Origin of the sequence: Mesorhizobium sp. M4A.F.Ca.ET.022.05.2.1 (assembly GCF_003998845.1) — a bacterium.
Classification (GTDB): domain Bacteria; phylum Pseudomonadota; class Alphaproteobacteria; order Rhizobiales; family Rhizobiaceae; genus Mesorhizobium.
This window is the reverse complement of the sequence record NZ_RZOJ01000348.1, coordinates 1-6,402: the sequence shown is the minus strand read 5'-3', so window position 1 is coordinate 6,402 and position 6,402 is coordinate 1. Positions and strand designations below refer to the sequence as shown.

The 6,402-nt window shown below is 64.4% G+C and carries 9 protein-coding genes; 6 read left to right on the top strand and 3 right to left on the bottom strand.

Annotated elements, in window-relative coordinates; translation table 11 throughout:
• The first annotated feature begins 113 nt into the window (after nt 1-113).
• Nucleotides 114-509 (top strand): cupin domain-containing protein, encoded by a 396-nt coding sequence (locus tag EN745_RS27120; RefSeq protein WP_126058751.1) that lies wholly within the window; start codon nt 114-116, stop codon nt 507-509.
• Nucleotides 510-551: 42 nt separating this feature from the next.
• Here the strand turns inward: EN745_RS27120 and EN745_RS27115 are convergent, their stop codons facing one another.
• Nucleotides 552-1,754 carry a pyridoxal phosphate-dependent aminotransferase gene (locus EN745_RS27115; protein ID WP_127422671.1) on the bottom strand — a complete coding sequence of 401 codons (1,203 nt, stop codon included), beginning with the start codon at nt 1,752-1,754 and terminating at the stop codon, nt 552-554.
• Nucleotides 1,755-1,966: 212 nt separating this feature from the next.
• Between EN745_RS27115 and EN745_RS27110 the strand changes: the two genes are divergently transcribed.
• From EN745_RS27110 to EN745_RS27100, 3 genes are all read left to right on the top strand, one after another.
• On the top strand, nt 1,967-2,866 hold the full coding sequence (locus EN745_RS27110) for an EAL domain-containing protein (protein WP_127422670.1): 900 nt from the start codon (nt 1,967-1,969) through the stop codon (nt 2,864-2,866).
• Nucleotides 2,863-3,723 carry an EAL domain-containing protein gene (locus EN745_RS27105; RefSeq protein ID WP_126058754.1) on the top strand — a complete coding sequence of 287 codons (861 nt, stop codon included), beginning with the start codon at nt 2,863-2,865 and terminating at the stop codon, nt 3,721-3,723. The genes EN745_RS27110 and EN745_RS27105 overlap by 4 nt, the downstream gene beginning before the upstream one ends.
• Nucleotides 3,724-3,798: 75 nt before the next feature.
• A complete protein-coding gene (locus EN745_RS27100; protein ID WP_126058755.1) occupies nt 3,799-4,407 on the top strand; it encodes a glutathione S-transferase family protein in 609 nt (202 codons plus the stop codon).
• Between the two features lie 345 nt (nt 4,408-4,752).
• On the opposite strand, the gene EN745_RS27095 is transcribed toward EN745_RS27100, so the two are convergent.
• On the bottom strand, nt 4,753-4,965 hold the full coding sequence (locus EN745_RS27095) for a cold-shock protein (RefSeq protein WP_006202464.1): 213 nt from the start codon (nt 4,963-4,965) through the stop codon (nt 4,753-4,755).
• 292 nt (nt 4,966-5,257) lie between these two features.
• On the opposite strand from EN745_RS27095, the gene EN745_RS27090 reads away from it, so the two are divergent.
• Together EN745_RS27090 and EN745_RS27085 are read left to right on the top strand one after the other, a co-directional pair.
• Nucleotides 5,258-5,584 carry a hypothetical protein gene (locus EN745_RS27090; protein ID WP_126058756.1) on the top strand — a complete coding sequence of 109 codons (327 nt, stop codon included), beginning with the start codon at nt 5,258-5,260 and terminating at the stop codon, nt 5,582-5,584.
• A gap of 158 nt (nt 5,585-5,742) precedes the next feature.
• Nucleotides 5,743-6,183, top strand: coding sequence for a hypothetical protein (locus tag EN745_RS27085; protein WP_126058757.1), 441 nt, complete (start codon nt 5,743-5,745; stop codon nt 6,181-6,183).
• A gap of 13 nt (nt 6,184-6,196) precedes the next feature.
• On the opposite strand, the gene EN745_RS27080 is transcribed toward EN745_RS27085, so the two are convergent.
• Nucleotides 6,197-6,402, bottom strand: a 206-nt coding sequence (locus EN745_RS27080; protein WP_145992148.1) for an MGMT family protein, incomplete at its 5' end; no start/stop codon positions are given.

Genomic DNA, 6,402 nt, shown 5'->3' with positions numbered 1-6,402 from the left:
GTCCGGGAAGCGGTTGCGTCCGGACAGGCATCGGAGGAAAGTGTCGCCGCAAGGGCGGACCGTAGCGGTGCGGTCGCCACCGCCGATGTGACCCCAGTTCGAGGATTGAAACGATGAAGATCATTGCTTGCGGCAGCGTGCCGACCATCATGGCGCCGGAAAAGTATTTCACCGGCCGGGTGCTGCAGACACCGATCATCGAGAAGGAGGCGCCGGCGCGGCTGAGGGCCACCCTGGTCAGCTTCGAGCCTGGCGCGCGGACCAACTGGCATACGCATCCGCTTGGCCAGACGCTCTATGTCACCTCGGGCGCGGGCCGTGCCCAGACGTGGGGCGGGTCGATCCAGGAGATCAAGGCCGGCGACGTCATCTCGTTCGCGCCCGACGAGAAGCACTGGCACGGCGCCGGCGCGAGCACGGCGATGACGCACATCGCCATGCAGGAAGCGATTGACGGCGTCCACGCCGACTGGCTGGAGAAGGTCAGCGACGAGCAGTATGGCGGCTAACCACCCGAAAAAAACCGGCCTGGAGCCGGGCTTTTTTCGTCATCAGGTCAGTGAAGCGGTGAAGCGCTGGATGCGCGTGCAAGCCTCTTCCAGCAGCGTCTCCGACGTGGCGTAGGAGATGCGGAAGTTCGGGCCAAGGCCGAAGGCCGAGCCGAACACCACCGCCACACCCTCGGCCTCGAGCAACTCCGCGCAGAAGGTCTCGTCACTATCGATCACCTTGCCGGTCTTCGTCTCCCTGCCGATCAGCCCGGCGCAGGACGGGTAGACGTAGAAAGCGCCCTCCGGCGAGGGGCAGGAGATGCCGCGCGCCTGGTTGAGCATCGACACGACAAGCTCGCGGCGCCCTTGGAAGATCGCCTTGTTCTTGGCGATGAAGTCCTGCGGGCCGTTCAGCGCCTCGACCGAGGCCCATTGCGCGATGGTGCAGGCGCCGGAGGTCTGCTGGCCCTGGATCATGTCCATGGCCTTGATCAGCGGCACCGGGCCGGCGGCGTAGCCGATGCGCCAACCGGTCATGGCATAGGCCTTCGACACGCCGTTCATGGTCAGGGTGCGCTCGTAGAGTTTCGGCTCGACTTCTGCGATCGTCCTGAAGACGAAATCGCCGTAGGTGAGGTGCTCATACATGTCGTCGGTCAGTGTCCAGACATGCGGGTGCTTGAGCAGCACGTCGGCCAAAGATCGAAGCTCGGCTTCCGTGTAGGCGGCGCCCGACGGGTTGGACGGCGAGTTCATCAATAGCCATTTGGTGCGCGGCGTGATCGCCTTTTCAAGCACTTCCGCCGTCAGCTTGAAGCCGTTGTCGATCGATGTGTCTGTAAACACCGATGTGCCGCCGCAGATCGCCACCATCTCGGGATAGCTCACCCAGTAGGGGCGCGGGATGATCACCTCGTCGCCGGGGTTCAGCGTCGCCATGAAGGCGTTGAACAGGATCTGCTTGCCGCCGGTGCCGACGATGGTCTGCTCCGGCCGGTAGTCGAGATTGTTCTCGCGCTTGAATTTTTTCGCGATCGCCTCACGCAGCTGCGTGATGCCTGACACTGGCGGATACTTGGTCTCGCCACGACGGATCGCGTCGATCGCCGCGTTCTTGATGTTGTCGGGCGTATCAAAGTCCGGCTCGCCGGCGCCAAGGCCGATGATGTCACGGCCGGCGTTTTTCAGCTCGCGCGCCTTCTGCGTCACCGCGATGGTCGCGGAAGGCTTCACGCGGGAAAGGGCGTCGGCAAGAAAGGCCATGACCTGATATCTCCAAGGGTCGGCGGGCCAGGAGCGGCCGCGGGCCTCTCATGTCGCATCATCCGGCCAAGCGCAAGCATTGTCGAATGAGCCAGGGGTCAAGCAGCCGTGACCGGCATCGCTCGGCAACAATAAATTCATCAACGGCCGCTAAAACCCCTGTTGGCAGGATCGCAAGCCATTTCCGCCAAGTCTTGCCGAGCGAGGATCCCTTGTCGCGTAGTATCGGGCTCGCCCACATCATCCGTCGTGATGACGGCACCTCCAGTGGTGTCTGGGGCGTCTATACGCTGCAGAGCGCATTCCAGCCGATCTTCGCCTTCAGGGAAGGCAAGCTGTCGATCGTCGCGTTCGAGGGGCTGATCCGGCCGTTTCGTGACGGCGAGCCGCAGTCGCCGATGAGTTTCTTCAACTCCTGCCCGGCGGGCGACCGCCTGCATATCGAGGCGCTGACGCGGACGCTACACCTGCTCAACGCCGGCGCCTGCCTGCCGGAAGAGGCGTCGATCTTCGTCAATTTCGACCCGTCTGTGTTCACCGACCGCGCCATCGCAGACAACGCGCTGCGCGACATGCGGCTGGTGCTGCACGAGGCCGGCATCGACCCGCGCCGGATGGTTTGCGAGGTGACCGAACAGAAATCGGCCTCGCAGGAAACGCTCTACAGCTTCGTCGAGGCGCTGAGAGCCAACGGCTTCCGCATCGCTGTCGACGACTACGGCGCCGACGAATCCGACATCAACCGGATCAAGGAGCTCAAGCCCGACATCGTCAAGTTCGATGCGCACTGGATCACGCAACTGATGGAGTCCGGCGCCGGCTTTGCCCTGTTGACCACCATGGTGAAGAGCTTCGAGCAGCAAGGCATTCGCACCGTGTTCGAGGGCCTCGAGGAAGGCTGGCAGCTCGAGCTTGCCGAGAAATCGGGAACCTCGATGGTGCAAGGCTTCGTGCTGGCGCGGCCGGAACTGGCGCCGACCAGCTTTCGCGTCTTCGGCAAGGGCGTTGAGGCGTCCGCGGCAGCGACGGGCATCGGCGATGCGCCGGTCAGTTCGGGCGCGGCGCCGACGACGCGCCCGGCGCGGGTGTTCGGGCGCAGGAACGCCTCGTGAGCGTTTGGCCGGACAGGCGGCGCAATGCCGCCGAGGCGATCTTTGCCGACGAGATCGGCATCGAGTACGGCGTCTATGGCGACTTCCGGCTGAAGAGCGCCTATCAACCGATCTTCGCGCCGCGCGGCCGCTCGTTGGCGCCGGTCGCCGTCGAGGCGTTGATCGAGGCGCAGCGCGACGCGAGGCCGGTCGCGCCGCCGGTGTTCTTCGGCAGCCTGCCTGCCGCGGACCGCCTGTTCGTCGAGACGATGTGCCGGATGCTGCATCTGAGGAACTTCCGCAACATCGGCGTCGAGGGGCTCGACCTGTTCTTCAACTACAATCCGCTGATCAACGACCATCTCGGGCGGGCGCTGGCCGAGATCCGGCTGATGACCAGGCATCTCGGCGAACTGGATCTCTATCCAGGCATGCTGGTCTGCGAGATCACCGAGCAGGCGGCCAACGACAAGGTTCTGATCAGCCTCGTTCGCGAGATGCGGCGCGACGGCATTCGTATCGCCATCGACGATTTCGGCACCGGACATTCGACTGAGGAGCGCATCGCGCTGCTTGCGCCCGACATCGTCAAGATCGACGGCGCCTGGTTTGCCGAGTTCTGCCGGCATGCCGCCGCCGAGCGCTTCTTCCGGCCGCTGGTCTCGATGCTGCATGATCGGGGCGCCAAGGTGCTGGTTGAAGGGATCGAGCAGGCCGTGCATCTTCGCGTCGCGCTCGATGGCGGCGTCGACCTTGTGCAGGGCTACCATCTCGCCCGCCCGGCGCTGGCGGGCACGATCTTCAACGAGGAGCCACTCTCCACCGAGGCACTGCTCGGCATGGACAGCAAGGTCGTGCCGTTGCATCAGCGGCGCTGATGTTCAGGCCAAAACAAATCACTGGATGAGGCGGCTTCCGCCGCGCGATATTGGCGCGAGCCGGAAGGAGACCTGATGATACTCTACAGCATGATCGACAGCGGCAATTGCTACAAGCCGCGCCTGTTGATGGCCAAGCTCGGCATTGCCTTCACCAATGACGAGGTGAGCTCGCATACCGGCGACACCCGCAAGGCCGATTTCGTCGCCAAGAATCCCAACGCCATGGTGCCGCTGCTGGAACTCGACGACGGCAGACGGATCGCCGAATCCAACGCCATCCTGCTCTATCTCGCCGAGGGCACGCGCTTCCTGCCGGCCGACCGGTACCAGCGGGCGCTCGCCTATCAGTGGCTGTTCTTCGAGCAGTACAGCCACGAGCCCTACATCGCCGTGCGCAAGGCGCTGCTCACCTTTCCCGAGCGCGCCAGGGACGCGACGCCGGAACGGCTGGCATCGACGCTGGAGCGCGGCAACAAGGCGCTCGGCGTGATGAACAGGCATCTGGAAGCCAATGCCTTCTTCGCCGGCGATGCATACAGCGTCGCCGACATCGCGCTGTATGCCTACACGCATACCGCCGAGAAGGGCGGCTTCCAGCTCGACGCCTATCCGGCGGTGGCCGCCTGGCTCGGCCGCGTGGAGGCGGATCCCGGGCATGTGCCGATCGAGTGGCTGCCTTAGTCTTGTCCTCACGCCGTCGCCGCTTCGCGGCTCCGCCAAGGAAGCCAATTCCGCAGCGTCGCGCCGCCCCTCATCGCCCTGCCGGGCACTTCTCCCCGTGAACGGGGAGAAGAAGGCAGCTTCGGCGGTTTCGCCAATGTCTGAACCGCAGGCAAATAAAAAGGCGGGATAAATCCCGCCTTCCCATTCCGGTAGCCTGATCGGGAGCGTCTGACCGGGCTGGCAGCTATCTGCTGTTCCAGCTTGTCGGGTCTTTCCACTCCGGCGCGCTTCTCGCGCGACCGTCAGTACATCCGTGACTTGCCGCGCGCCCCGAACCTTCGTCCGGCGCGCGCTGTTGCTAAATCAGGCTGCCTTGCTCAGAGACCCAGCAGCGGACTTGCCGGTGCGGCGGTCCTGCTCGATCTCGAAGTTGATCTTCTGGCCCTCGACCAGGGTCGACAGGCCAGCGCGCTCGACAGCGGAGATGTGGACGAAAACGTCCGCGCCGCCCGCGTCAGGCTGGATGAAGCCGAAGCCCTTGGTGGCGTTGAACCACTTGACCGTACCAGTTGCCATTCGAAGTATCCTTCACATTTGCTTTAGTTTAACCGGACCAGGGGTCCGGCCGGTGGTATCGAAATTTTGGAGATAGACGTCAGCAAACGCGAAGATCGCGAGGCCCGATCGATCGGCCGAAATATCAATGCGATGCATATAGGCGGGTTTTGCGCTGAAAACAAGACTGTGTGAGAAAGCGGGACCAGCACCGCCGCCCAACGGCCGCCCCAATCGCGTGGAAAATTTGCGGCCGGCGGGCGCCGCGAGGGAGGAACGGCCAGGTCTCGGGCGCCGGGTTTGGGAGAGGATCATGAAGACCGTTGTGCTTGCCGCCTTGATGACGCTGGTGGCCGCCGAGGCGCAGGCGATCTCGCGCTACGACCCGACCCGCATGAGCTGCGACAGGGTGCAGGCGACGATCGCGCGCCAGGGCGCGGTCATCCTGCGCTACCAGTCGACGCGTGTCCCGGGGCTGCCGCTCTATGACCGCTACGTCAGGGACGAGCGCTTCTGCGACCTGGGCGAGGTGAGGAAGCGCGCCTACGTGCCCAGCGCCGATGCGAAATCCTGCCCGGTCTTCGTCTGCAAGCGGCCGGACTTCGATCGGCGGTTCCGTCGCCGTTTCCTGCAGAACTGAGATTCGCCATCCGCCACGTTTCGCCGGGGTCTTATCGCTGCCGGATTCAACCCGCGTGCCTGGAACCAATGACGGGCAAGACAGTTCAGCTATGACTTTGATACGACGCTGGCCTGCCCGACCGGCTGGGCATGCGGCGATCTAGAGGAGTTCTCATCATGAAGATTTCATCGGGATTTCGATCGGTCACGTTTGCCGTCATCGCCGCCGCGGGAGTCAGCCTAGCCAGCGCCGCGCATGCTGATAGCGGCACGATCCGCTTCGCCGTCTACAAGGCGGCCTTCTTCATCGGTGGTTCTGGAGGCGAGGGCACGCTGACCTTCCATGGTCGCCGCTATCCTATCTCGGTCGGCGGCATCTCGGGCGGCCTCGCGTTCGGGGCCTCAAAGACCTACTTCCACGGTACCGTGCGCCACATTCGCCGCGCCCGGGATGTGACAGGCGTGTACGGTGCTGCAGGCGGCGGCGGCGCGCTCGGCAAGGGGGCCCAGGTGATCGTCATGACCAATGACAAGGGCGCCCAACTCGAGCTCACTGGCAAGCAGGTAGGCCTGCAAGTCAACGCCGATCTGAGCGGTATGAGCATCGGGCTGAAGTAAGGGCCCGGACTTTTCAGAACCCGAACGAGGCCTGCGGTGACGGCGGCGGGCCGAGGCGCACGCCTTCCATGGCCAGCATCTTTTCCTTGGTGGCCGAGCCGCCGGGCGCCGAGAAGCCGCCGATCTTGCCGCCGGCGGCCAGGATGCGGTGGCACGGGATGACCAGCGGCACCGGGTTGGCGCCGAGCGCGGCACCGGTTTCGCGGGCGAGCCCTTGAT